We start from the raw sequence: 26,185 nt of genomic DNA on the forward strand, positions 1-26,185 counted from the left end.
CTGGGGATTGAGCGGACAGAACGGAGCGAGGATTTACATCTTTGACCGTTATGGCAAACTGCTCAAACAGATCAGTGCCAACGGACCGGGATGGGATGGAACGTTTAACGGACACCTGTTGCCTGCAGATGATTACTGGTTTACGGTTGACTTCATTGAACCAACCACAGCACTGCCGTCAACCTTTAAGGCACACTTTACACTGAAGCGATAAAGAGAGCCACAAAGTGGCAAAGTTTATAAAAAAAGCCCTGACTCAGTCAGGGCTTTTTTATTGATGCCTTTTATATTTTACATAATCCACTATCTATGCTTTATCTATGCTTTATCTATGAAGTATCTATAGAGCAGCTCACGTGTCCTTAGCCCCGATAGGAGCGGCATCCTTTTTTAGGACTGGCCGAAACGAAGTGAAGGCACATCCTAAAAAAGATATAGCGGATAGCGGGACGATTAGTGGAAAGGAAGGCAAGTGGCTGCTTCTAATAAAAAAAATCATTCAAGTACAGGAGAGTTGCTGCGCCCAGCTCTGTTATTCCAAAACTGCAAATGCAATTTGCTACCTTTTAGAGGCAGACATATTAAAATGAGAAAATCAGATCAAGCGAGCTTGTCTGATTTTCTCATTTTAATACGCAAACTGCGCTTGATGTGGAGTCGGGGAGAGTCGAACTCCCGTCCAAACAAGCAACTAAAATGCTTTCTACACGTTTAGTCCCTGATTAGGTTTTCGACATCAGGTTATGCCAAAGACAGCGACCCAATGCTTAGCTCTATGAGTGTCAGAAAGGATTCAGAACATTACCTTTCCTAGGTTTACTTTTACGGTTCCCCAAAACCAGACGCCATAAACCAAGGCTTCTGAGGAGAATCCAGCTTCTCGTCCTTGACGAGACTAGGCAAATCGTACTAAACTTCGGATTAAGCAGCTAAAGCGTAATTATTTTCGCCGTTTATAAGTTCGTGTCTTTGGATTTACGAGCAAAAGGCACAATGCTCGACGTGCTTACAATTCAATTCGACTTGCTGTCAAAACCAGTCGACCCCAAATGGATTTTTGAGTTAACAAAAATTGTTCTGCAAAAGTAATTGATTAAATCAGAATTTACCAAGCAACCAATAAATAATTATAAAAATTATAATCATTGAAAGGCAGCCACCTCCCAATTTTTTTGCCGTGAAACCAGCAATGAGTGTTTTAAAGAATCCGTTCATGATGTTTAGTATTGGTTAGATTTATAAAAAAATTAAGGCTCGACATTTTGATCCTTGTCGTCCAGTTGTAAATCGATCGTTGGTTTCCCGTTATCAAAATTGGCATCGTTTGTAGAAACCTCGTCGTGGTCTTTGTAGCGATGGTCGCGGGTATTATCCCTAATGTTATCGGGATTTCGCTGATTGGAATTTTGATAGTCTTTCTGTCCGTCGTGTTGGTGGCCCGAATTTCCTTTTCCGGAAGCACCGTTGTTAAGTGTTGCCATAATATGATGTTTGTTTTTATTCCGCTGCGCTCCATACAGTTCGGCTCGCCTCGAGTTCCCAAAGTTAGAAATGGAAACACTGTTTTGTATTACGCAATTATGTGAAAATGTTATAAGATATAAATAAAGAAAGCCCTTGAAAAAGGGCTTTTGAAGTTTTTGTAATTGTGTAGCTATCCTAAAGTAAATTCAGGATTATAGATTAATCCAATGACATTGTCCCAAGGATCTTTGAGTGTGGCAAAACAATTTCGCCACCAACATTCTGCGGGTTTTCGAAAGCGGTAGCGCCTAAACTCAAAAAGAAATCAAAGGTTTCCTGAACATTATCCACACCCCAATAACTTACCACAGCATCTGAACGGTTTAACGGAGTTTCTCCTTCGGGGTGCAACCCCAATTCGTAACCACCAATATTGAAACCAACATAAAACGGCTGGTCAAAATAAGGCTGGGTTTGAAATGCCTTTGCGTACCATTCCTTTGCTTTTGGAATGTCGTTGACTTTGTAGATTGTGGTTCGAAGACCATGAATTTGATTTTTCATAGCTTAATATTTACCATTCAATAATTCTCCTCCAATAGCTGACTTAGCTTCAATGCCGAGCTTTTTCATCATTTCGTAAGTGGTGCAGACTGCGGCCGAAGTTACCGGAATTCCGGTTTCTGCCTGAATCAAATCGACGGCTTCCAGTGACGGCATCTGTACGCAGGCTGAGACTACCAGGACGTCAATATCAGTTAGGTCTAAACGCTTATAAATTTCCAAGAGGTTCATAGGGTTTTGAGCGGCAACTTCAAGGTTGTCCGGAATTTCGAGCGCAATGCTTTCCTTGACTTTTATTCCCTGATGTTCTATATAATCGACAACCATGTCGGTTAACGGGCGCATATAAGGTGTTATAATCGAAATTTGTTTGGCACCTAAAACCTTCAAACCATTTATCAATGCTCCGGCTGAAGTGACAATTGGTGTTGGAAAATCATTGGCAACGGTTTCCTGGTGCAGGTTTACTTCCGACACGCAATGATACCCTCGTCCCATACTCATAATCGCAACCAGGCACGCATAACCCATCACATCAACATGTGCATCCGATAACTCCTGTGCGCATTTGAGGCTCATCGCATCCATGGCTTCGAGTTCTTCCTTGGTTACTTTTTTCATCCTCATTCGGCTGCTGTGAAACGTAAAACGTTCGGGCAGGATTGTTTCCCTGGAGCGGAAAATTGCAGGAATTTCGGTTTCCATGGTTACGTTTGATGATGGCACGATTTGGCCTATTCTGTATTTCTTCATTTTGTTGCAATTAGTATTAAGTCAGTTGTGTCTTGTTGGTTGTGAAGGTATTTTTTTCGCTGAATATCGATTATCTTAAAACCATTATTCTCAAGCGTCTCAGTAAGATAATCGGCCTGATGGAAATTTTGATACATGGCATCACCGGTACTTCCTGTTTTAAATCCCGATTTGGAATTATCGTCTTCCATCGTACTTAGGTATAGAACACCATTTGGATTCAGGATATGCTTTGAATCTTCAATAAATTGGATGGCTTCCTTTTTCGAAAGATAGGGTAGTCCAAATCCACACATCACAGCATCAAAAGTGGTGTCCAGATTTTCAATATCCCTAAAATCAAGTAATTGAAAATCGGCAGTTGGGTTGTTTATTTTTCCTAATTCAATCATATTCGGAGCCAAATCGGTTGCCAGGATTTTAAAATCGGGACGCTTTTCCAAAAGGTATTTGGTGATATTCCCCGGTCCACATGCCAATTCTAAAATGCTTGGATTTTCCTTTTTGATGCTTTGGCAAAATGTATCAAATGAATCGTGGTACAACGATACATCCATAAACCTCTCCTGATATGCATGGGCAAGTTTGTTGAAAACGTTAACTGCGATTTTGGTCTGATCCATTTTTATTTTAAATCCCTTACTGTATTTGTTATGGTTCCAATTCCTTCCACGGTTGCTTCGATTACGTCGCCATCATACAGCCATTCCTGAGGGTCACGGCCGGCACCAACACCCGAAGGAGTTCCGGTTGCGATGATGTCGCCGGCTTCCAAAGTGAAAACCGTACTCAAATCCTCAATCAAATCGTTGATGTTGAACAATAGGAATTTTGTATTTGCATTTTGCTTTTCAACGCCGTTTACCTTTAAGGATAAATTCAGGTTGTGTGGATTTTCAATTTCGTCTTTAGTAACCAAAATAGGTCCCATTGGTGCAAAAGTATCCTGTCCTTTGGAAACAATCCATTGCCCTTCACGACGACAGTCACGTGCCGAAACATCATTAATCACGGTGTATCCAAAAACATAATCCATAGCATCGGCTTTGGAAACGTATTTCCCTTTTTTGCCAATCACCACAGCCAATTCGACTTCCCAATCCAACTGCGAAGTTAGTTTGGTGTTTTTAATGATATCGGTATTAGTTGCTGTAACCGTTGTTGGTGGTTTTGAAAAAATGATGGGCTTTTGCGGTAGTTTTCCGGTTGTATCTAAAGTACGAGCGCTTTCGGCAACGTGTTCTGTATAATTCAGGCCAATACCGATAATGTTTTTCCTTGGTTTTGGAATAGGGGCACAGAAGGTAACTTCGCTTATTTCATAAGCGATTTCCTTTAAAAATGCTGGCTCTGTATCGGCAACCATATCATTAAGCTCTTCTACCAATTCATAACCCATGTCAATTAGTTCCAACATCGAAGAAGGCAATGGGAAGTTTGATATTTCCCCAAAATCCTCCATATCGATTACCTGGTTATTGTGGATGAATCCTAAGCGTGGTTCTGAATTTTCAGTAGTGTAAGTAAGTAATTTCATTTTTTATATATGTCAGATTCTGTTTTCTAAAGTTGGTGGCCGTTGTTCTCAGTATATTCCCTTCCCTGGAACAATCCAAGGCTTTCGATTACCGGTAAATCATTAAAGCTGAACAAACAGGCATCTTCGGTATCTGAAGCATTGTGATGTTCGTGCCAAGCCCAGGAAGGAACACAGAAAATATCACGTTCTTTCCAATCAAAGCGTTGCCCGTTGATGATGGAGTAACCACTTCCTTTGGCACATTGATATACAAATGAACCTGTATGTTTGTGCGCTTTTCCTTTGAAGCCGCCAGGCAGTAACTGGATTGACGCTCCCATGGTCTGCATTACATGACCGCCTGTCATTGGGTTGGTGTACTTCATTAGGATTCCGTCAAAAGCATTTGGCTGGTTTACTTTGGCAGCTTCCAATAAAGCCGGATAGACTTTTTTCCAGGAATATTTGAATAAAGGTGAATAGGGTTTATCCCAAACCACATCTGCCGGAACCAATCCATTTCCGTCAAACGATAATGGCAAATGATTTACAGGTGAGATGTGCGCCTGTTTGCCATCATAAACGGCATAATCATTAGCTTCCAAAGCATTGACCAATGGAATATCCAAGCCATCCTGCCAAATACAGGTTTTACCGCCTTCTTCAACACCGTGCTCATGCCAGGTGGAATTGGGAGTAATCACAAAGTCATTGACTTCAAGCATAATTTTATTCCCATCCACTACGGTATAACCTTTATCGCCTTCCATGATAAAACGAAGTGCCGAAGCTTTGTGACGGTGTGCCGAAGTGCTTTCGCCCGGACGTGTAACCTGGATTCCTGTGTACAACCATCCGACTGCCGCCGAAACGTCTTTTCGTTTGTCGTTTACCAGATAAACCACTCTTCGTCCTGCCTGTTCGGGAGTCACCAATTCGGATGACTTCAGAACCAGACTTCGTAAATCTTCATATTTCCATAGCATCGGAACGGAATTGCTTCGTGGTTCCCAAGGTTCAATATCATTGGCAACGGTCCATAAGGCACCAGCTCCAAGGGTTTCGAGTTCTTTATAGTAAGCCAGTAATTCAGGTGAATCCTGAACACGTGCTCTACCAATCTGATCGTCTGAATGGTTCTCGTTCATCTTATTTTTTATTAAATTCTTCGTGATTGTCTATGAATGTAATTTTTCTTGTTGGAGCGGTATTTACCCGCAAATCAAAAATATCAAAGCGGTTGTAATGCCCAAGAATGTCATGCATCTGTTTGGGCTGGATGCATTTTTCCAAATCGATATCAGCATAAACAATCCCTTCATCGTCAATTAAGGGTTCGCCAACTACAGCGCCATTTGGCCCAATGATTCCTGAGAAAGCCGAGTTTTTACGCGTTAGTAATTCTTCAACATTAGGAACATCATCTTTCAAAGCTTCCATGATCTCTTTTGAAATTGTGGAGCAGGAAACGATTGTAAACAGCTTCCCTTCGAATGAATGCGCCGCTGCTCTAATCTTAATCGCTTCAGCCATATTGTAATCGGGTGGAGCTACCGGAAGTGAAATATAATTGGCAATATGGATTAATTCGCCCTGCGACAGCAACGTAAAACGAGCCAAGGTGTTGGTGTTTTCGCCACAGGCCAAAGTTCCGATTGGTCCAATTTCGGTATCGTAAACTTTTAGGGATGAACCATCACCTGAAGTCCACGTTAATTTTTCTGCCCAGGTTGGGACTAATTTTCGGTGTTTTCCAATAAGTTTTCCATTATTGTCAATGATGAGATTGGTATTGTAGATTTCGCCATAACTATCACCGCGTTCGTTGATTCCGATAACAATATGGCAATTATGGTTTTTTGCTGCTTCGTATAATGGTTTCATTGCATCATCATCTACTTTCACCGAAGATTTATACAACTGCTCATACCATTTGCTTCCCTGAACCGGCGTCATAATCCAGTTCCAATAAGGATAACCGGCAACAAATACTTCGGGAAACGCCACGAGATTGGCACCATTTGCAGTAGCTTCCTTTACAAAAGAAACCGCTTTTTCAATTGTTTTTTCAACATTGAGGAAAGCTGGTGATGTTTGTACGGCTGCAGCCTTGAATTTTTTGAATTCCACTTTATTAGAGTTATGAGTTATGATTTATGAACTTAGATATTTTTTCTTTCATATAGTCGTTGAAAGGCTCGGCTTTGATGTTATTCCGGTCTTCGGCAATAGCGACATTTACTAAGGCCACTTCGCCTTCAAGGCAGGTTTTGCCGTTTTCATCCTCAAAGCGGAAACCGCAATTCACCGAAGCTCCGCCGAGGTTGATGACCCAGAGTTTTTTGGTTAAGGTTTCTCCCAAACGCGCTGCTTTTTTGAACTGTACTTTCAAATCTACTGTCGGAATTCCGTTGGTTTCATGGATTTTGGAAAAAGGGCGTTCTAAGGCTTCCTCAAACCAATCTTCGACCAAATCGTTGAGCATTTCGAGGAAACGCGGATAGAAAACAATTCCCGCATAATCAACATGCTTGAAACGGATTTTTTCTGTTTTTACGAAAGGTTGGTTCATGATTATTCTTTTATGAATTTTGATTGGTATTTATTTGCTCCTGAAAATGCCTGTATAAAATACATGCCAATCGATAAGTTTCCAATATCGATCTGATTGATTCTTTCGGTTTGTGTGATAATAATTTTGCCTGTCAAATCTGTGATAATGCATTTATCCATAATAGCATTGTCGGGTGACTCAAATTTGATAATATCCTTACCCGGATTTGGATAGATTGCCAATTGATAAGGGTTAAATTCATTCATTGATAAACTGTCTGCTGATAATTTTGCTACAAACGCATCAGCCCCGCCACCATGAAAACCAGGGAAAGTTGTACTTGTGACAATATTACCGGATAGTATATAACCATTATCATTTGTCTGGTCCAAATAATGGGCATAAGTATAGGCATCGCTTCTGCCTACTGATTTTTGCCAAAGGATATTTCCGTTTTGAGCATTAAGCTTAACTACCCATATATCGCCCATCCCATTAAAATCGGCGACATCGCCGGTAGCTGATGAAACTGAAGTAGAAAAAACGTAATTGCCATCGTTCGCCTGCATAATATTTCCAAATTGAACAGATGCGCCATTATTGCCATAAGTCCTTGCCCATAATACCGTTCCTGCAGCGTCTAATTTTAGTATGCCGTTATATCCATTTCCATTGCTGGGAAAAGGAGCTGTGTGGTTTGCGCTGCCCAGAATTATATACTCACCGCTGGAAGTAGTATTTATTTTGTAGCCTTCGCTACCGCCCTGCATTATTCTTTGCCACTGAATCGTACCTGTACTACTAATTTTAACTACCCACATATTGGTGTAGGTATTTGATGCCTGAAGACCCAACAAGTCTCCATCTGTTGATTTAGAGCCTCCTGTAAAAACATAACCGCCATCGGCCGATAGGGTTATAGATCTTCCATAATCATAATTGGAACCTCCATAGGTTTTTTGCCATTCTATGATTCCGGTGGCACTCAATTTTACAACCCAGGCGTCATTGTAGGTTCCATGTAACCCAGAAACATCAAAATTATTACTTATTGTACTTCCAATTACAATATAACCGCCGTCTGGAGTCTGCTTAATGTCTCTGGCTACTTCATTTAAAGAACCGCCCAGGGCTTTCTGCCATTCAAGATTCCCTGTGCTTGAGATTTTTATGACCCAAAAATCTTCTCTGTAATCATTACTATGAACTCCGGTAACATCGCCATCGTTTGGATAAGTAGCATATCCTGCTATAATATATCCTCCGTCAGTGGTTTGGGCAATACTATATATTTCTTCATCGCCCGTTCCTCCAAAGGTCTTTTGCCACTGTATCGTTCCGTCTGCGGCTAGCTTTACTACCCAAAAATCTTCAATAGTTCCGTGTAACCCCGAGACTTGTCCATCATTGGAAAAAGTATAGGCTCCAACAATATAACCTCCGTCAGAAGTATGCTTTATACATCGTGCTTCATCCGCTTTTGACCCGCCAAAGTATTTTTGCCATTCTAATGTAGGTGCCTGTGCGAAGCAATTAATGGAAAATAATAATAATAGAATTTTTTTCATTGGATTAGATTAGAATTTAGATGTGCTGGCTTTCTTCCAAAAGTACAAAAAATCCTTTGGAACGCTCTCTTCATTCAGCAAACTTCCTTTGACCAATTCGGGATAAATTTCGGAAAATGTCCTAACCTGAGTGCGGTCAATTCGTGTGCTCACGACATCGCGGGTAACATCATCTGGATGTGCCAAACCGGCTGAAGCCATCAAATCCATGGCGCTTTTTACCGTTTCTTTCTGGAAACGTGCTACACGGATGCTTTTTTCTTCGGGAACGAGGCCTTTCATCAAATGGGGATCCTGTGTTGCCACTCCGGTTGGACAGGTATTCGCATGGCATTCCAACGCCTGGATGCAGCCTAAAGCAAACATCATTCCGCGTGCCGAATTGCATAAGTCGGCGCCAATTGATAGGTTTTTGATGATGTCAAAACCTGTGATGACCTTTCCGCTGCAGATGATTTTGATTTGGTCTTTGATTCCGAAACCGTTTAATGCATCATAAACAAACGCCAAAGCTTCACGCAAAGGCATTCCAACGTGGTCTGAATATTCCTGTGGTGCTGCTCCGGTTCCGCCTTCGCCACCGTCGACCGTTATAAAATCCAAATAGGTATTGGTTGCTATCATTGCTTTGCAGATGGACAGGAATTCCGATTTGTTTCCGATGCAGATTTTCATTCCAATAGGTTTTCCGCCTGAGCCTTTGCGCAGTAATTTTACAAAATCCATTAGTTCCAATGGTGTTGTGAATGCGGAATGGGTAGGAGGAGAGACCACGTCTTTCCCTTTTGAAACCAAACGTATTGCTGCGATTTCATCGGTTACTTTTTCTTTGGGTAGGATTCCGCCATGGCCTGGTTTAGCGCCTTGGGAAAATTTGATTTCTATCATTTTTACGTTGGGCAAAATTGCTCTTTCCACAAAGGCGTCATAATTAAATGTCCCATCTTCATTGCGGCAGCTGAAATAACCGGTTCCAATATTCCAAACGACATCGCCACCCTGCAAATGATACGGAGACAATCCGCCTTCGCCGGTATTATGGTAGAATTTTCCCATTTTGGCTCCGTTGTTTAAAGCCAGTATGGCATTTTTGCTCAATGAACCAAAACTCATGGCGCTGATGTTGAACAAACTCGCCTCATAGGGTTTGTCGCATTGCGAAGAACCAATCCGTACGCGTGGATTATCATTTACATTTGAAAAGGAAATAGCCCTAATGCTGTGGTTTATCCATTCATAACCTTCGTCATACACATTGAGCTGCGTCCCGAATGGCATGGTGTCGTTTTCCTTTTTGCTTCGTTGGTAGACCAGGCTTCGCTGTAAACGGTTGAATGGTTTGCCATCGGTATCCGTTTCGACAAAATACTGACGGATTTCAGGGCCTATGGATTCCAACAAATAACGCATCCTGCCCAAAAGCGGGAAGTTCCTGCGGATGCTTTTTTTGGATTGGAACATATCATACAATCCCATGGCAATTAGTGGAATTATAATCAATAATAAGAAACTGAATTTCAAATTGACATACATCAGCATGCCGATTATGGCGAGTGATGTTATTGCAAAAAGGACAAATGCTTTTCTCATGATTTTAATTTGAATCGTTGTATTTTTCCCGTTTCCGTTTTGGGTAAAGCTTCGGTAAAATAAATAACCCTAGGGTATTTATATGGAGCTGCTACTTCCTTGAACCAGTGTTGTATATGGTTTTTCATGTTGTCTGTGGCTTTACCTTTTTCTTTCAGTACAATGTGCGCACAAACGAGCATTCCACGTTCCTCATCAGGTAAGCCGACTACCGCGCATTCCAATATATCTTCGTGTGTTAAAAGTACGCTTTCTACTTCAATCGCAGCGATATTGTAACCCGAAGAAATGATCATATCGTCACCACGGGCGACAAACCAAAAATGACCCTCTTTATCCTGACGGAAAATATCACCGGTAATGTTCCAGCCGTTTTCAACATATTCTTTCTGCTTTTCAATGCGGTTTAAATATTTACAGCCGGTCACACCACGGACAGCCAATCTTCCCGGTTCGTTTGTTGGGACATCATTTCCGTTTTTGTCAATGATTTTGGCTTCGTAACCTGTGACTGCAACTCCGGTTGCGCCAGGTTTCATGTTTTCAGTATTGGATGAAATGAAAATGTGGAGCATTTCTGTCGAACCAATCCCGTCAATAATTTTCAAACCTGTGGCGTCGTACCAATCCTGCCAAACCTTTAACGGTAGGGTTTCTCCGGCTGAGACACATTTGCGTAAGCTGGAAACATCAAACTCCTTTACTTTGGAGGTTATCACGCGCCAGGCTGTTGGTGCAGTAAAGCAAATCGTGATTTTATGCTCCTGGATTGCCTGTAAAAGCATATCCGGTGTTGGTTTTTCTATCAAAAAGGTGGAAGCGCCAAAATACATTGGAAACAAAACCAATCCGCCCAAACCAAAGGTAAAACCTAATGGCGGGCTTCCGGTAAAAATATCTTTTTGTGTTGGTTGTAATGAATAAGGGGGAAATGCTTCGCAAATGTTCAGGATGTCTTTGTGGTAATGCGAGGTCATTTTTGGCAAACCGGTTGTTCCTGAGGTAAAGCCAATTAAAGCAATCGAATCTGATTTTGAATGATAATTGGTAAACGTTTTTGGCTTCGACTGCATTAAGGTTTCCAATTCATCATAAAAAGAAATCCTTTTAATGAACTCCGATTTTACGAGATTCATTTCATCCTGCAATCCTTTTTCACATAAGGCATGAGAGATTTCGGCACAGTCAATTATAGTGGTTAATTCCTTTGAGCGAAGTAAGGGCATTGTGGCTACTACAATTCCGCCGGCCTTTAAAATGGCAAACCAACAGGCAACCATCATCGGATTATTAGCGGAACGAATCAATACGCGGTTTCCCGATTGCAATCCCAAATCATCAACCAAAACATGTGCAAGCTGATTGGCTTTTTCGTATAAATCATTGTAAGTCCATACTGTTTCAAAAGTCCGGATGCAGGGATTACTGCCTCGTCCTTCCTTAATGTGATTATCAAGCAAAGCATCGACACAATTCAGCATTTCAGGATGGGTGAACTGAGGCAAATCCAGAAAAACATAATCGGGCTGTAAGTCAGATGCGGGTAAATGTTCGTGCGCGAAATTGTCGGTGTAATGTTTCATGATTTCTTATTACTCTTCGGTTTCAATGCTTTTTTCATGCCTTCGGTTTGTTTTCTTTCGGATGCCTTTAGCGGATATAAATGGGAGATTCCCATTTTGTATTGATTAGGGATGTCATTGGTTTCAAACTGCTCATAAGCCTGCGCGTTGCGGACAAAATTCGCGTCGAGCAATAATGGCCTGCCCAATGCCACTAAATCGGCTCTTCCGTTTAGGATTATGGTATTGATTTGATCAATGTCCTGGATGTAGCCTGTCGTAATGGTTGGGATATGGACTGTATTGCGTACCAAATCAGAAAAAGGCGTCTGCCACATCCTTCCTGTTTGAGGCTTTTGTCCAGCGACGGTATTTCCTGTGGAAACGTTTATAATGTCGGCACCAGCATTTTTAAAAGCAGCTGCAATCGATAGGACATCATCTTCAGAAATTCCGTTTTCTGCCCAATCTGATGCTGAAATACGGACTGAAATTGGTTTCTCTTTTGGGAAAGCATTTCTCATTTCATTAAAAACGCGCAATGGAAATTTCAATCTGTTTTCGATTCTTCCGCCAAATTCGTCTGTTCGGATATTGGTTAAGGGCGATAAAAAGGAAGCCAGTAAAAATCCATGATGCGCTTGTAATTCAATCATATCGAAACCAGCATCATGGGCATTTTTTGCAGCCTGGACAAACTGGTTTGTGATCAAATCCATATCGGCTAAATCCATTTCTTTTGGAACCGCAAAAATTTCATTAAACGCTATTGGCGAAGCTGAAATCAATTCCCATGGGTTTTGCATCGCTTCGGTTTCCCAAGGTCTTTTTGCTGCTCCTTTTCTTCCGGAATGTCCCAATTGGATTCCGATTTTTGTTTGTGTATTTTTATGGATAAAATCCGTTATAGATTTCCATTTAAGTATTTGTTCCTGAGTGTAAATGCCTGTGCAACCTAAAGTGATTCGGCCTGTTTCGGAAACGGCAGTCATCTCGGCTATAATTAGCCCAACACCACCAGTTGCACGGCTTCCGTAATGTACCAAATGCCAGTCGTTGACCACTCCGTTTTCGGCGGAATATTGCCCCATTGCAGACATAACTATTCGGTTTGATAAAGTCATATTGCGTAAGCTAAATTGTGTAAATGCCGCCGAAGTTGAATTTTGAATTTTAAATTTTGAATTTTGAATTTCCAAAAACTCGTTCAGGACTTTATCCGTAAACGATTTATCACGTAGGCGCAGGTTTTCATAAGTTACTTTTTTGGCTCTAGTCATGCAACCGAAAGCAAACTGATAAAAGGAATGTTGGTTGTTCCGGTCCATGTTTTCAAACCAATCTAATGAAACCAAAGCAGCATGCTGAATCATTTCAACCGTATTCCGGCGTGTTTTGTCATATTGCTCAAAAGCTGCGGGAACATTTGTTGGATTTGCAATTACTGCATCTGACAAACCAATGGCTGAATCCATTGCCAGTTTTGTTCCCGAACCAATGGAGAAATGCGCTGTGGCTTTGGCATCGCCTAATAGAACAATATTGTTGTGATACCATTTTTCGTTGGTTATATGCGGGAATTGGCGCCAATGCGATTTGTTTGAAATCAGTCCGTGGCCATCCAATTCTTCCTTGAATATTCCGGAAATTTTGGCAATGGTATCTTCTTCGTTAGTGACTTCAAATCCGTGTTTCTGCCAGGTTTCGTCGCTGCATTCAAAAATCCAGGTACTCATTCCCGGTTGGTATTGATAGGTGTGGGCCACAATCAATCCGTGAGGAGTAGTTCGAAAAAAATAGGTAAAAGCGTCTAACGGTTTTGTAGAACCCAGCCAGACGAAGCGGTTTTTCTTTAGTGAAATTTTGGTTCCAAAATCGGATGCATATTGATTTCTTATGGTGCTTGCAATTCCGTCACAGGCCACGATGATGTCTGAATCCTTAAACTGACTGACATCTTCAATGTTTTGTTCAAAATGAAGATTGACACCTTCTTCCGTGCATCGTTGCTGGAGTAGCTGCAATAATTTTTTTCGGGAACAGCCACAGAATCCGTTTCCTGCGATGCTTACAGTTTGTCCGTCACGCGCAATGATGATGTCGTCCCAATAGGCAAAATTGCTTCGGATTAGTTCGTACGATTTTAAATCACGCGAAAGGAATTCGCCCAAAGTTTCATCCGAAAACACAACGCCAAATCCGAAACTATCATCGGCCTTGTTGCGTTCGTAGACATCAATCTGGCAATTGGGCATTGCTTTTTTGGTGAGTATTGAAAAGTATAATCCGCCAGGGCCACCGCCAATTACTGATATTCGCATAATTATTTTTTCATAAAATCAAAGGAACCTTTTCTGAGGTTGATTCCAAATTCGATATAGGCTTTAAGGCACGACAGGAAATTGGACCAGCCAAAGGAATTACCGGACAGCCATTTGAGTCCGGCTTCATTGTTCTCCATGCTTTTTTCAGAGATTTTTACCAAGGTAAAATTATCGCCAACGGTAGAAAGTCTTATTTCAACCAAGAGGTCTTTTCCGCTGTTTTCCCAATAGAAGGAAATTAGGCTTTGTTCGGCCTTGACCACTTTTACCGGAACTTCCATGTCAAATTCGGGGAATTTCCAGACAAGGTTTTTGCCTTCTTCCATTCTGCCGGTACTTTGTGAGATGAAATAATTGCACATTTTTTCCGGGTTGGCAATGGCTTCAAAAACTTCGTTGATTGGTTTTGAAATCTGCATTGCAACATTTATTTCTAATACATCCGTTTTCATATTAGTTTCTTTTTACAGAGAAAAGCTCTCCAATTTTTGCATAATGCGATCCTGCCAATCGGGAAACTGGCCTGTAATTTTCGAGATTGATTTTGTAATTGTCCAATAAAACATTTTCATCAAAATGCATCATTACAATACGGCCAATCACTACGCAAGCGCCACCATGTTTGTGTCCTTCCAGGAAATAGTGATGTACCAGTTCGCATTCGAGTGTGATTGGACTTTCCTTTACACGCATGGGTTTTACTTTCTGCGACGCGATGGGAGTGACTCCGGCCAATTCAAATTCGTCTATATCGGAATGAACTGCCTGCGCAGTCATATTCATTTGTTCGACCAACTCTTCGGTAACCATATTCACTACAAATTGTTTGGTAGCCAGTACATTGTTGAGCGTATCCTTGTTGGAATCGTTTCCTCTTCCTGTTGAAAACATTACGTGTGGCGGATCATCGCCAACAGCATTGAAATAGGAGAAAGGGGCAAGATTGTTAATTCCGTTTTCACTGACACTTGAAATCCAGCCAATGGGCCTTGGGATGATTGTGCCTGTTAAGAGTTTGTAAACGGCAGTATGTTCTAATTCGTTTGGGTCAAATTGCATGTTATTCCTTTATTTTGGAGCGCTCCATACAGCTGGGCAGCGCCTCTTGTGTTCGGTACACAAAATAACAAAAAAAAGCCGAATTATTATACTGATTTATTTAGCCCAGATAAAGAAATTCCTTGTCCGTTGGATTAAAGTTTTCCCAGTCAATCGATAATACATAATTGATGGCTTTTCTGAGTGCACCCACAGATGCTGGTTTGCGAATATAAAGATTGGCTCCCATTTTTTTACACAATTCAATATCTGCCGGATTGCTTGAGGTTGTAAAAATCACTACAGGAACATTTTCAATGTTGGCTGATGCTTTGATTTCACGCAGGACATCAAAACCCGACTTGACGGGCATGTTCAGGTCAAGGAAAATAACAGAGGCGCGTGGTGGCGGATTGTGAAGGGATTTTAGTAGTTTATCTCCTTCTTCAAACAGGCAAACGGGTTTGTCTATTTCCAATAGTGCTTCCTTAAAAAAATCCAGGTCATCTACATCGTCATCGGCATAAAAAATCGAAGTTAGTTGCTGTTCTTCCATTATGCAAAATTCGCAGTTAATTGTGGTTATAAGTGGTGAAGATACGCATTAAATAGCCATTAATCGCATTTCGTAAGGTTTAATTTTTGGTTTTCTTTAACAGTTGCTTATTTACCGCCATTTATCGGGATATAAATATTAAATGTGGCACCTTGTCCTAATGCACCTTTTGCGGTTATGACGCCGTTGTGGTTGTCCACAATTTTCTTTACGATGGCCAAACCGATTCCGGTTCCCTGATAGACTTCCTTACCATGTAGGCGTTGAAATACCTCAAAGATTTTATCGCTGTATTGTTGTTCAAATCCGATTCCGTTATCGGAGAAGGTGATGTGGCAGTATTTTGTTTTTGGATCAAGTTTGTCATTATCGGTGTCTTTGCCTTTAACAATTTCCCCTTTAATGGTAATGTGCGGAGGTACATTTTCGCGGGAGAATTTTAAGGAATTGCTCGCCAGGTTGAACATTAACTGATGGAACTGGAAAGGAATGATTTCGGCTTCGCCCAATTTGCCAATTTCAATCGTTCCGTTCTTCAGCTGCAATTCTTCTTTCAGGTCTTCCTTCACCTCCTCAACAATGTCATTAAGATTTGTTTTCTTGAGTTTTACTTCCTGTGTATTGGTGCGCGAATAGGCAAGCAGGTCGTTGATTAAGGTCTGCATCCTTTTGGCAGCATTCTGCATCCGCTTGAATTTATCTTTTGCATTTTCGGATAAATTTTCAGATTCCCTTTCTGCAATCTGATCGGCAAAGGTTTGTATTTTTCGCAGTGGTTCCTGTAAATCATGGCTGGAAATATAAGCAAAGGATTGCAATTCTTTGTTCATCTTTTCGAGTTCACGATTTTTCTGTTCCAAGATTTCGGAATTGAGTTTTATTTTGTCGTCTGCCTCTTTTTTGAATGTGAGGTCGTGTGTCATTTTGGAATAACCGATAATTTCACCTGATTCATTATGGACAGCGGTGATAACCACATTTGCCCAAAATCGGGTGCCATCTTTTCTAACACGCCAACCTTCATGAACATACCTTCCGTATTTTGCAGCATGGTTTAAAACGTATTGTGGAAGGTTTGATTTTTGGTCTTCCGGGGTATAGAAATTTGAAAAACTCTTTCCAACAATTTCGTCAGCTTTATAGCCTTTGATTTTTTCGGCTCCTTTGTTCCAGTTTTCTACAATTCCTTCATTATTCAGATACAATATGGCATAATCCTGGACTTCTTCAACCATCAAATGATAACGTTCTTCACTTTGTTTAAGCGTTTCATTAAGGTTATTAAGCTCTTTGGTTCGTTCGTTAACCTGCTTCTCAAGTTCTTGTGTGAATTCTTTCTGATCCTGGATATCGGTACTTGTTCCAACCCACATCTGGATTTCACCATTCTCACCCTTCTGAGGAATGGCACGGCTCAATTGCCAACGATAGATTCCGTCAAAGCGGCGGAAACGATGCTGGTAAAGAAAGTCCTTGCCTGTAACAATCGATTCCATCCACAATCTTATATTCTCATCCCTGTCATCAGGATGCACGATGTCCAGCCATCCTTTTTCATAAATTTGTTTTAAGGACATGCCTGAATAATCCAAAACGGACTGGTTGAAATAATTCAGGTTTCCTTCAATATCTGCCGTCCAGATGTGCTGTGGCATGGAGTCGGCAAGAAGCCTGAATTTCTGCTCATTTTTTACCAATAGTAATTGGGCGTCTCGTTCCTTTGTGATATCCCGAATGGTTCCGACCATTTTTATAGGTTGGTTTTCTTCATCGTAAAAAACCTTTCCTCTTCCTTCCATCCAATGAATGGATTTGTCATCCCAGATCAAACGGGCTTCGTAATTGAGTATGCCTGTTGCAAGTGCAGTAGCAAGTGCCTTATTACGATTTTCCAGATCGTCAGGATGAAGGTATTTTATCAGCTGCTCATGGGTGAGTTTTTTGTATTCCTTTGAACCGCTGATAATTTCCAGATATCTTTGGGAATATATTGCTTCGTGGGTTTTAAGATTCAACTCCCAGGTTCCTAATTCACTGGCTTCAATAACGATATTGAGCCTTTCCTCATTGCGCTCTATTTTTTTGCGCGACTGTACTTTTTCGGTTACTTCGGTAACTGTAACGATAATCCCCGAAATGCTTCCATCATCTTCTTTCAAAGGGTGGTAAAGGAAATCGAAATAAAAGGTGCCAAGCTGTTCGTTACGCACAAGCGGTATAGGAACCTCATAACCATGATACGCAACGCCTGTTTCCCGTACTCCATCCAATAAATGTTGGACGGTTTCTTTTACTTCGGGTAATGAATCAAACAAGGGTTTATGCAAAAAGGTTTCTTCCTTTCGGTCAACAAGCTGCAGGTAAGCGTCATTAGCCATTTCAACCACATAATCCTTTCCTCTTAAAATGGTAATTCCCACAGGTGCCTGTTTTACGGTATTCCTAAAACGCGCATCGCTTTCTTCGATTTTTTTGCGCGATGCTACTTTTTCTGTGACATCAGTAACCGTCACGATCATTCCGGAAATGGAACCATCATCCTCTTTTAACGGATGGTATACAAAGTCGAAGTTGCAAAACTCCAATCGGTTATTCCTTTTAAGCGGCACGGTTACTTCGTATCCATGAAAAGGTTCACCAGTATCCATAACATGATCCATAAGGCTCAGGGTACTTTCCTTTGCTTCCGGAATAGAGTCAAATAAGGGCAGTCCAACAAATTCACTTTCGTTAAAATCAACAATTTGCATATAGGCATCGTTGACCATTTCTACCACATAATCTTTTCCGCGTAAGATAATGATGCCAACGGGCGCTTGCTTTACCGTGTTTCGGAAACGCGTGTCTCCTTCCTCTATTTTTTGTTTGGCCAGATTTAGTTCGGTTAGGTCAACTCCCGTATTCATTACGCCGTAAATATTCCCCGAAAGGTCATAAAGTGGCGTAAAATCGTAATTGAAATAATAAGTGCCTTTTTTCCCATTGACAATAAGTTCCAATGGCGTGTTTTGGGTATGGAATGCTTTTCCAGTAGAATATACTTCCTTTATCTGTTCAAATACCGATTGCCCTGCAAGTTCAGGAAGGATTTCAGTAAAAGTTTTGCCGATAACGTCGTTTCCTTTTCCCCAAATATCAATAATGGCCTGATTCGCCAATTCCACCCGCATTTCTTCACCTGTATATACCGCTATGGCAAAAGGAGCGTTTTCTACCAGAGCACGTACTTTTTGTTCTGTTTCCTCCAATTTGGTACGATCGATAACCTGTTTGGTGACATCGGCTGCAGAAGCTACAATTCCTGTAATCTCACCATTAGCTTCGCGTAATGGCTCGTATACAAAATTAAGGTAAGTGTTTTCCAGTTTTCCGGTTCGGGGCAACGAAACGAGGCGCTCATTGGCTTCAAATTTTTCTCCCGTCGCATAAACGCTTTCCAGTAATACTTCGAAACCCTGCTCTCTTGCTTCAGGTAATCCTTCAAAAAGAGGTTTATTCAGTACATCAGCTTCGTCCTTACCCCATATCTGAAGCATCAGGTTATTGGCAATCTCAACAACGAAGTCTTTGCCTTTTAAAATACACATCGCCAACGGTGCCTGCCTGATATTATTATAGAATCTTTGGTTGCTTTCACTAAGATGGTTAAGCAAATTTACCTTTTCGGTAGTTTCATTGCAGGTGACAAACACTCCGGCGGGTTTCCCCGATTCGTCATTTACTGGGCTGTAACTGAAGGTCCAGTAAACATCTTCCATCTTCCCATTGCGGTAAATAGGAAGGAGCAAATCTTCAAACCAACTTGCTTCTCCTTTTTCCAGCGCGTTATCAATTAGCGGTTTGATATCTTTCCAGATTTCCTTCCAGAAATCTTCACCGCGCCCTCCCAATATATCGGGATGCTTTCCATTATTGCCAAGGCTTGGGCGATACCCATCGTTATAGAAGCATATCAGTTCCTGCCCCCAAAAAAGGAACATCGGGAATTTTGAATTAAGTAGGATACTGAGTGTTATACGTAAACTCTGTGGCCAGGTCTCAGGATTTCCAAGCGGATTTTTACTCCAGTCCTTTTCACGCATTAGCTGCCCCATTTCACCTCCTCCAGCAAGAAATTGTAAATCAGAATTGGTAATTTTTGGCATCATTAAAAAATTGTTAGGATTACGAAGTTAAGGAAATTATTTTGTTTTAACACAGGTTAATATATTACAGCAGGCGAATATAGGCTTCCATCAGAAGAATATTAGCTGCCATCAGGAGAATATTAACGGAATGTTTATATTTACACTACAAAAAATATTGAATCAACCATGAGCTACTACAAAATACTCAATTTAGAGCATTATTTTAAAATGTATAAAAAGTCAATCCGTGAGCCCAGAAAGTTTTGGGATAAGATTGCAGAAGAAAATTTCACCTGGTATCAAAAATGGGAAAAGGTGTTTGAGGTAAATTTCCAGGAAGCCAGCTTTAAATGGTTTATTGATGCCAAAGTCAATATTACCAAGAATTGCATTGACAGGCATTTGGCAAGAAGAGGCGATAAAACCGCTATCATTTTCGAACCTAACAATCCGAATGAAGACGCAATCCATATAACGTATAACCAACTTTACGATAAAGTTGCCCGCATGGCCAACGTACTTCGTGAGCAAGGTGTGAAAAAAGGGGACAGGGTTTGCATTTACCTCCCAATGATTCCCGAATTGGCAATTGCGACTTTGGCCTGCGCCCGAATTGGTGCTGTGCATTCGGTAGTGTTTGCCGGGTTTTCAGCTACGGCTGTTGGAGCGCGTATCAATGACTGCGAATGTAAAATGGTCATTACCTCTGACGGAAGTTATCGTGGTGATAAGACTATAGATTTAAAGGGAATTGTTGATGAGGCTTTGGAAAAAACTCCTTGTGTTGAAAAAGTATTGGTAGTCAAACGAACCAATACCAATGTTTCGATGAAGGAAGGACGTGACATTTGGCTACAGCCGTTGCTTGATGCTGCGATTCCGAATAATGTTGCCGAGATTATGGATGCTGAAGACCCGTTATTTATTTTGTATACTTCGGGTTCAACAGGTAAGCCAAAAGGAATGGTGCATTCTACAGCGGGTTATATGGTTTATACTGCCTATACTTTTAAGAATGTTTTTGCGTATGAAGAGAATGATATTTTTTGGTGTACAGCCGACATTGGCTGGATAACCGGACACTCTTATATTTTATACGGACCTTTATTAAATGGAGCAACAACTGTAATCTTTGAAGGTGTTCCATCTTACCCAGATTACAGCCGTTTTTGGGAAGTAATCGAAAAGCACAATATCACACAATTTTATACAGCGCCAACAGCAATCAGGGCTTTAGCAAAAGAAAGCCTGGATTATGTGCAGCGTTTTCCATTGAGTTCATTGAAAGTCATTGGCTCAGTGGGAGAACCTATAAACGAAGAGGCATGGCATTGGTATAACGACCATGTAGGAGGAAAGCGATGCCCATTGGTAGATACCTGGTGGCAGACCGAAACTGGTGGAATCATGATTTCGCCTATTCCATTTGTAACGCCAACAAAACCAACGTATGCTTCACTTCCGTTACCCGGAATCCAACCTGTTTTGATGGATGAACTACGCAATGAAATAGAAGGAAACCAGGTTACCGGAAGTTTGTGCATTAAGTTTCCATGGCCGGCTATAGCAAGAACCATTTGGGGAGACCATCAGCGTTATAAGGAAACTTATTTTACAGCATTCCCCGGCAAATATTTTACCGGTGACGGCGCTTTGCGCGATGAAGTGGGTTATTACCGAATTACAGGAAGGGTAGACGATGTCATTATCGTTTCGGGGCATAATTTGGGAACCGCGCCTATTGAGGATTCCATAAATGAACATCCGGCGATTGCTGAAAGTGCCATTGTTGGTTTTCCGCATGATATCAAAGGAAATGCTTTGTATGGTTTTATCATTTTGAAGGAAATAGGAGAGAGCAGGGATAAGGATAATCTGGCCAAGGAAATCAATCAATTAATTTCAGACCAAATCGGCCCAATAGCAAAACTGGATAAAATCCAATTTGTATCGAATCTGCCAAAAACACGGTCAGGTAAGATCATGCGTAGGATTTTAAGAAAGATTGCCGAAGGCGACTTTAGTAATTTTGGGGATACATCAACTTTACTCAATCCCGAAATTGTGGATGAAATCAAAAACGGAAAAATATAAACAAATAAAAAACCCGAATCATTGATTCGGGTTTTTTGCAGCACTAAAAAACTAAGTTTATAGGTTTATCGCAATCGATCCACAGATTTTACGAGATCTTCGTCCTTTTTGATGGCTTTGTTGGCCAAAACCAAAAATACGATAGAAAAAATAGGTAAGAACATCCCAACACCTTTCTCAGAAATAGCTGTTTCTCCAGATGCGGTTAGTGTTCGATACACAAATAATCCTAATAAAATTAAATTCAATATTATATTCAATCTGCCCATGACAAATTGTTGTTGTCTTTTTGTATGTGATAGGATGCTTAAAAAGGTCAAAGTATTACTCAGTCCTAATAGTATAACATATACCATTTCAGCCATAAAATAAAAAGGTTTTCCTGCCGCATCTTTCCATAATGGAAATACGAATGGCAAAACCAAGGTTGTAATAAGGCAAAGAATCAGATAATAAGTTTGTGGTCTAAACATCTTTTTTGAATAATCTGACGCAAAAATAAAGTTTCTTTTTAAAAAAATACTATTGCATGATAAAATTTTATTTGTATTATTGCAGTACAAATCCGCACGAACTTCATCAATCGGATTTTTCCAAGCATTGAATCTACCCTCATTTTCTCTGAATTCCCAATTAAAATCACTTACGATATAAATACTATTTATGTTTGATATTTCTGCCCTTAAAGAAATGAAGCTTGCTGAGCTTCAGGAAATTGCCAAATTAGCCCAAACCATAAAAGTCACGGGCGCCAAAAAAGATACGTTGATTGCCCAGATTTTGGAACACCAAAATAAAACTGCTGAAGCTGACAGCCCAACCCGAGGCGAAGCCGAACTGAGCGAAGCTAAAACATCAACTGAAAAAACAGCAGAAACTAAAGTTAAGCGGGCACGAATTGCTCCTGAAACCAAAAAGCCAGCCGAATCACCACAAAATGATTTGTTTACTTCAGATGTTGTGGCTGAACCAGCTGAAGAGAAACCCGCTTTTCAAAACAAGAATGCAAAGTTCAAAAAACCCTTCGATAAAAAGAAGAACAACGAGCCAACTATAGTTCCTGAAGAATCCGAAGCCACAGAAAGTGATATAATAGAAGCTCCGGTTAGCGAAGAAGAAACCAATTCTACTCCGCAGAACGGCAATCAGGAACAAAAACACAAGCATCAGAATGGCAATGCCAACAATAACAATCCAAATTTTAAAGGAAAAAAACAAAACAATTTCAGGGATTCTGATTTTGAGTTTGACGGAATCATAGAAAGCGAAGGCGTTCTGGAAATGATGCCCGATGGTTATGGATTCCTGCGTTCTTCCGATTATAATTATCTGGCTTCGCCTGATGATATTTACCTATCGACATCCCAAATCCGTTTGTTTGGGTTAAAAACCGGAGATACCGTGAAAGGTGTGGTTCGCCCGCCAAAAGAAGGAGAAAAATTCTTTCCATTGGTAAAAGTATTAAAGATAAACGGACATGACCCGCAAGTGGTTCGTGACCGTGTTTCATTCGAGCATTTAACTCCGATATTCCCTCAGGAAAAATTCAATATAGCCGATAAGCAGGCAAGCGTTTCTACACGAGTAATCGATTTGTTCTCTCCAATCGGAAAAGGGCAACGTGGAATGATTGTGGCGCAGCCAAAAACTGGTAAAACAATGTTGCTAAAAGACATTGCCAACGCCATTGCTGCCAATCATCCTGAAGTTTACCTGATTGTGTTGCTAATTGATGAGCGTCCGGAAGAGGTTACCGACATGCAGCGTTCGGTTCGAGGTGAAGTTATTGCTTCAACATTCGACCGTGAACCATCAGAGCATGTGAAAATTGCCAATATCGTTTTGGAGAAATCAAAACGTTTGGTAGAATGCGGGCACGATGTAGTGGTTTTATTGGATTCGATTACACGTTTGGCAAGAGCTTACAATACGGTTCAGCCTGCATCCGGGAAAGTGCTTTCGGGTGGAGTTGATGCCAACGCACTGCAAAAACCAAAACGTTTCTTTGGAGCGGCACGTAATGTAGAAAACGGTGGTTCATTAAGTATCATTGCAACTGCATTAACAGAAACAGGTTCGAAAATGGACGAAGTTATCTTTGAGGAATTCAAAGGAACCGGTAATATGGAATTGCAGTTGGATAGAAAAATTGCCAACCGTAGAATCTTCCCTGCTATCGATTTGACTTCTTCAAGCACGCGTCGTGACGATTTATTATTGGAACCAAGCACGTTGCAAAGAATGTGGATACTGCGTAAATTCCTTGCCGATATGAATCCGGTTGAATCGATGGATACGATAAACGACAAAATCAAGAAAACCCGAAACAACGAGGAATTCCTCATTTCGATGAATGACTAAAATTGCAAACCCCAACTGAAAGGTTGGGTTTTTTTTTATGCGAAAATGTCATCTTGTCATATTGAGTCAGCCCAAAACTGACAATTTATAACAATTCTTCCGTTGGCATAGTAGTTGCCATTTCCGAAACCGTACAACACAAAAGTACTATTCACTCGTAGAGGAATAATCAAAAAAACAAAACCTAAAAGGAGATAAAAAAATGGGAAAAATAATTGGAATTGACTTAGGAACGACGAATTCCTGCGTAGCCGTAATGGAAGGACAGGAAGCAGTAGTTATCCCTAATTCAGAAGGAAAAAGAACAACACCATCCATCATCGCATTCGTTGAAGGAGGTGAAATTAAAGTTGGTGACCCTGCAAAAAGACAAGCGGTAACAAATCCAACAAAAACAGTTGGTTCTATCAAACGTTTTATGGGGCACACTTTTGCTGAAACTCAGAATGAAGCAAAAAAAATACCTTACAATGTGGTAAAAGGAGACAACAATACACCACGTGTTGATATTGATGGTCGTTTGTATACACCACAGGAATTGTCAGCAATGACACTTCAAAAAATGAAAAAAACAGCTGAAGACTATTTAGGCCAAACAGTTACCGAAGCAGTTATTACTGTTCCGGCATACTTTAATGATGCGCAACGCCAGGCTACAAAAGAAGCTGGTGAAATTGCCGGACTTAAAGTAATGAGAATCATCAACGAGCCAACTGCTGCGGCATTAGCTTACGGATTGGACAAAAAAGGACACGATCAAAAAATCGCAGTATACGATTTAGGTGGAGGTACTTTTGATATTTCCATCCTTGAATTAGGAGACGGGGTTTTCGAAGTATTGTCTACAAATGGTGATACACACTTAGGTGGAGATGACTTTGACCAAACCATCATCGATTGGTTGGCAGACGAATTCAAAGCTGAAGAAGGAATTGACTTGAGATTAGATCCAATGTCATTGCAAAGAATTAAGGAAGCTGCTGAAAAAGCGAAAATCGAATTGTCATCTTCTGCAGAAACAGAAATCAATTTGCCTTACGTTACCGCTACAGCTTCAGGACCAAAACACTTGGTAAAAAAATTAACAAGAGCTAAATTTGAGCAATTGTCTGATGCATTGGTAAAACGTTCAATGGAACCAGTTGCCAAAGCTTTGAAAGATGCAGGTTTATCTACTTCTGATATTGACGAAATCATCTTGGTTGGTGGTTCTACAAGAATGCCAAGAATTGCTGATGAAGTTGAAAAATTCTTTGGTAAAAAAGCATCAAAAGGAGTAAACCCTGATGAGGTTGTAGCGATTGGAGCTGCAATCCAGGGTGGAGTTTTATCAGGAGATGTAAAAGATGTATTGTTGTTAGACGTTACGCCTTTATCACTTGGTATCGAAACTATGGGTAATGTGATGACTAAATTAATTGAGTCCAACACAACCATCCCAACCAAAAAGTCACAAGTATTCTCAACTGCTGCGGATAACCAGCCAAGTGTTGAAATCCACGTATTGCAGGGAGAAAGGACAATGGCTGCGGATAACAAAACCATCGGACGTTTCCACTTAGACGGAATCCCGCCAGCACCAAGAGGTGTTCCTCAAATTGAAGTTACTTTTGATATCGATGCGAATGGTATCATCAAAGTTTCGGCTACAGATAAAGGAACAGGAAAATCGCATGACATCCGTATCGAAGCTTCATCTGGTTTAACAGCTGAAGAAATCGAAAGAATGAAAAAAGATGCTGAGATGAATGCAGATGCAGATAGAATTGCAAGAGAAAAAGCAGAAAAATTGAACGAAGCTGACAGTATGATTTTCCAAACGGAAAGTCAATTGAAGGAAATCGGAGAAAAATTATCTGACGACCATAAAGTGGCTATCGAATCAGCATTGACTGAATTGAAAGCGGCACACCAGGCTCAGGATTTGGATGCTATCCAAAAAGGCCTTGACAGTGTAAACGCAGCATGGAAAACAGCTACTGAAGCAATGTATGCACAAGGCGAAGCTGGTCAGGCACAGGATGCACAGCCACAAGCAGAAAACTCTGGAGATAATACACAAGATGTAGAATTCGAAGAAGTAAAGTAATTTAAAAGGTATTAAATTATTA

General features: G+C 40.8%; 21 protein-coding genes and 1 other RNA gene. 4 read left to right on the forward strand and 18 right to left on the reverse strand.

What is annotated here, in order from left to right; genetic code table 11:
* Positions 1-214 (forward strand): T9SS type B sorting domain-containing protein (locus tag L1S31_RS05970; protein ID WP_236463536.1); only part of this gene is annotated, 214 nt, incomplete at its 5' end.
* A gap of 435 nt (positions 215-649) precedes the next feature.
* Here the strand turns inward: L1S31_RS05970 and ssrA are convergent.
* The 17 genes from ssrA to L1S31_RS06055 form a co-directional block, all read right to left on the reverse strand.
* Positions 650-1,047: a transfer-messenger RNA gene (ssrA, locus tag L1S31_RS05975) on the reverse strand.
* A gap of 200 nt (positions 1,048-1,247) precedes the next feature.
* Positions 1,248-1,481, reverse strand: a complete 234-nt coding sequence (locus L1S31_RS05980) for a hypothetical protein (protein ID WP_236463537.1) — start codon at positions 1,479-1,481, stop codon at positions 1,248-1,250.
* Positions 1,482-1,683: 202 nt separating this feature from the next.
* Positions 1,684-2,028 carry a VOC family protein gene (locus L1S31_RS05985; RefSeq protein WP_236463539.1) on the reverse strand — a complete coding sequence of 115 codons (345 nt, stop codon included), beginning with the start codon at positions 2,026-2,028 and terminating at the stop codon, positions 1,684-1,686.
* Positions 2,029-2,031: 3 nt separating this feature from the next.
* On the reverse strand, positions 2,032-2,781 hold the full coding sequence (locus tag L1S31_RS05990) for a maleate cis-trans isomerase family protein (protein WP_305039054.1): 750 nt from the start codon (positions 2,779-2,781) through the stop codon (positions 2,032-2,034).
* On the reverse strand, positions 2,778-3,404 hold the full coding sequence (locus tag L1S31_RS05995) for a class I SAM-dependent methyltransferase (RefSeq protein ID WP_236463541.1): 627 nt from the start codon (positions 3,402-3,404) through the stop codon (positions 2,778-2,780). The genes L1S31_RS05990 and L1S31_RS05995 overlap by 4 nt, the downstream gene beginning before the upstream one ends.
* A gap of 2 nt (positions 3,405-3,406) precedes the next feature.
* Positions 3,407-4,318, reverse strand: coding sequence for a fumarylacetoacetate hydrolase family protein (locus L1S31_RS06000; protein WP_236463543.1), 912 nt, complete (start codon positions 4,316-4,318; stop codon positions 3,407-3,409).
* Between the two features lie 26 nt (positions 4,319-4,344).
* A complete protein-coding gene (locus L1S31_RS06005; protein WP_236463545.1) occupies positions 4,345-5,448 on the reverse strand; it encodes a cupin domain-containing protein in 1,104 nt (367 codons plus the stop codon).
* 1 nt (position 5,449) lies between these two features.
* Complete coding sequence (locus L1S31_RS06010; RefSeq protein ID WP_236463547.1) at positions 5,450-6,430, reverse strand: carbon-nitrogen hydrolase family protein; 981 nt, start codon at positions 6,428-6,430, stop codon at positions 5,450-5,452.
* Between the two features lie 10 nt (positions 6,431-6,440).
* The gene (locus tag L1S31_RS06015; protein WP_236463549.1) at positions 6,441-6,872 is read right to left on the reverse strand and encodes an acyl-CoA thioesterase; all 432 of its coding nucleotides are present in this window, start codon (positions 6,870-6,872) and stop codon (positions 6,441-6,443) included.
* 2 nt (positions 6,873-6,874) lie between these two features.
* The gene (locus L1S31_RS06020) at positions 6,875-8,422 is read right to left on the reverse strand and encodes a T9SS type A sorting domain-containing protein (RefSeq protein WP_236463551.1); all 1,548 of its coding nucleotides are present in this window, start codon (positions 8,420-8,422) and stop codon (positions 6,875-6,877) included.
* 9 nt (positions 8,423-8,431) lie between these two features.
* On the reverse strand, positions 8,432-10,012 hold the full coding sequence (locus L1S31_RS06025; protein WP_236463554.1) for an FMN-binding glutamate synthase family protein: 1,581 nt from the start codon (positions 10,010-10,012) through the stop codon (positions 8,432-8,434).
* Positions 10,009-11,595, reverse strand: coding sequence for an AMP-binding protein (locus tag L1S31_RS06030; RefSeq protein WP_236463556.1), 1,587 nt, complete (start codon positions 11,593-11,595; stop codon positions 10,009-10,011). The genes L1S31_RS06025 and L1S31_RS06030 overlap by 4 nt, the downstream gene beginning before the upstream one ends.
* Positions 11,592-13,895 (reverse strand): oxidoreductase, encoded by a 2,304-nt coding sequence (locus L1S31_RS06035; RefSeq protein WP_236463557.1) that lies wholly within the window; start codon positions 13,893-13,895, stop codon positions 11,592-11,594. Before L1S31_RS06035 ends, L1S31_RS06030 begins: the two co-directional genes overlap by 4 nt.
* Positions 13,896-13,897: 2 nt before the next feature.
* Complete coding sequence (locus L1S31_RS06040) at positions 13,898-14,350, reverse strand: SRPBCC domain-containing protein (RefSeq protein WP_236463559.1); 453 nt, start codon at positions 14,348-14,350, stop codon at positions 13,898-13,900.
* A gap of 1 nt (position 14,351) precedes the next feature.
* Positions 14,352-14,957: a flavin reductase family protein gene (locus L1S31_RS06045; RefSeq protein WP_236463562.1), complete on the reverse strand. Its 606-nt coding sequence runs from the start codon at positions 14,955-14,957 to the stop codon at positions 14,352-14,354.
* A gap of 100 nt (positions 14,958-15,057) precedes the next feature.
* Entirely contained in the window at positions 15,058-15,492 is a 435-nt protein-coding gene (locus L1S31_RS06050; protein WP_236463563.1) for a response regulator, read from the reverse strand.
* Between the two features lie 107 nt (positions 15,493-15,599).
* Positions 15,600-19,640, reverse strand: a complete 4,041-nt coding sequence (locus L1S31_RS06055; RefSeq protein WP_236463565.1) for a PAS domain-containing protein — start codon at positions 19,638-19,640, stop codon at positions 15,600-15,602.
* 165 nt (positions 19,641-19,805) lie between these two features.
* Between L1S31_RS06055 and acs the strand changes: the two genes are divergently transcribed.
* Positions 19,806-21,713 (forward strand): acetate--CoA ligase, encoded by a 1,908-nt coding sequence (gene acs / locus L1S31_RS06060; protein WP_236463567.1) that lies wholly within the window; start codon positions 19,806-19,808, stop codon positions 21,711-21,713.
* A 65-nt stretch (positions 21,714-21,778) separates the two neighbouring features.
* On the opposite strand, the gene L1S31_RS06065 is transcribed toward acs, so the two are convergent.
* Entirely contained in the window at positions 21,779-22,186 is a 408-nt protein-coding gene (locus L1S31_RS06065) for a DUF4293 family protein (RefSeq protein ID WP_236463569.1), read from the reverse strand.
* A 190-nt stretch (positions 22,187-22,376) separates the two neighbouring features.
* On the opposite strand from L1S31_RS06065, the gene rho reads away from it, so the two are divergent.
* A complete protein-coding gene (gene rho / locus L1S31_RS06070) occupies positions 22,377-24,074 on the forward strand; it encodes a transcription termination factor Rho (protein ID WP_236463571.1) in 1,698 nt (565 codons plus the stop codon).
* 202 nt (positions 24,075-24,276) lie between these two features.
* Positions 24,277-26,163 carry a molecular chaperone DnaK gene (dnaK, locus tag L1S31_RS06075; RefSeq protein WP_236463573.1) on the forward strand — a complete coding sequence of 629 codons (1,887 nt, stop codon included), beginning with the start codon at positions 24,277-24,279 and terminating at the stop codon, positions 26,161-26,163.
* Positions 26,164-26,185 lie beyond the last annotated feature (22 nt).

The organism is Flavobacterium wongokense (assembly GCF_021608265.1).
In the GTDB taxonomy this organism is placed as follows: Bacteria; Bacteroidota; Bacteroidia; order Flavobacteriales; family Flavobacteriaceae; genus Flavobacterium; species Flavobacterium wongokense.